Source organism: Bacillus sp. JJ1533 (assembly GCF_036965045.1).
In the GTDB taxonomy this organism is placed as follows: Bacteria; Bacillota; Bacilli; order Bacillales; family Bacillaceae_L; genus Ferdinandcohnia.
Genome location: NZ_JBALOV010000070.1, coordinates 1 through 1,384 on the forward strand (window position 1 = coordinate 1; position 1,384 = coordinate 1,384).

A 1,384-nucleotide genomic window follows, 5' to 3' on the forward strand; every position below is an offset into this window, starting at 1 on the left:
AAAATCGGCGAGAGGACGCAAATCCGATGATTCCGACGCAAAAATCGGCGAGAGGACGCAAATCCGATGATTCCGATGCAAAAGCCGGCGAGAGGAGGCAAATCAAGACCAGTAAAAAAATCAAAACAAAGGTGCAATTACACGACTCTCCTCAATAGTAGGTACATACAAAAATTTTTTTTCAAAAAAAGGTTTTGCCGAGAAACAAAGAATATATCCAGTATCAATTAAAGGAGTTGAGTAAAATAAAGAAACGAGAAATGTCACTTGAGATTAGAAAAATAAAAGCATTAAGGAGGAGAACTGCTACCACTCATCCGAAATTTGAGGCAGTAGATGAAAGGTATAGACTCCAAATCAGTGGCTACAGTGGAGAAAAATCCTTAGATTATTATTTGAAGTTTTTCCCCGATAAGACATACAACATTCTAAAAGGCCTTCGCTTACCAGACTCCTCCACAAACACTTTTTTTGAAATTGATTCTTTCATTATATCCCCACACTTTATTCTTGATGTAGATGCAAAAAATCATAAGGGAGAACTGCACTTTGATCACCACTTTGAACAAATGCACCAAACCTATGAAGAAATGAAAAAAACATATACCTGTCCATTGACTCAATTGTATCGACACAGACTACAGATCAGAAGATTATTAGAGACTCATAACATTGCGGTACCTCCGATTGAATCACTCATTGTAATTACAAACCCTTCCACAAGAATCAGTGTGTCTGATTACCATCCAGGTGCTAAGAATATTATTCGAGCCCCGAGCCTTCTTTCTAAAATGGACCAATTTGAAAAAAAGAATAAGAAAGTTGCTTTGGAAAATAAACAAATACAAAAGTTAGTAAAACTATTGAAGAAGCTCCATACTCCTTTGGATAAGAACATCCTAGATACATTTGGTGTGCAAGAAAGCGAACTGCTTAAAGGAGTCATTTGCTCAAAATGTGACACTCTTCCCATGAAGCGCTCACTAGGCAAATGGTGCTGTACAAATTGTGGTCATACCTCAAAAAATGCTCATATAAGTGCAATGATTGACTACTTTTTGTTAGTTGATAATACACTAACAAATAAAAAACTGAGGGAGTTCTTGTTGTTGCCCTCAAGAACAGTCGCAACAAAAATTCTACAATCGGTGGGACTAGAGAACACAGGGGAAAAGAAAGGAACTAAATATTTTATTTCGGTGGAGAAACTGCTTGAACTTTGCAAAGATCTTGACTAGGTAAGATACAGCCAGTGATAGGGAAGCTGACTGTTTCATTTTGTTATCAACTTAACATACGAGTTTCGATTAAAAGAGGTATAGATTGTGTTGAGTAACAAGGGGCGTAAAGTTAGAAGCAAAAATCTGTGAGTTGGCGCAAAAAA

1 protein-coding gene is annotated in these 1,384 nt (G+C 36.9%); it reads left to right on the forward strand.

Features of this window, described 5'->3' with window-relative positions:
• Positions 1-260 precede the first annotated feature (260 nt).
• Positions 261-1,238, forward strand: a complete 978-nt coding sequence (locus V7138_RS25110) for a nuclease-related domain-containing protein (RefSeq protein WP_335402728.1) — start codon at positions 261-263, stop codon at positions 1,236-1,238.
• The last annotated feature ends 146 nt before the right edge of the window (positions 1,239-1,384 follow it).

Excerpts from the sequence above, each read along its gene's own strand:
- V7138_RS25110 (WP_335402728.1), top strand. The coding sequence starts at position 261 with ATGTCACTTGAGATTAGAAAAATAAAAGCATTAAGGAGGAGAACTGCT.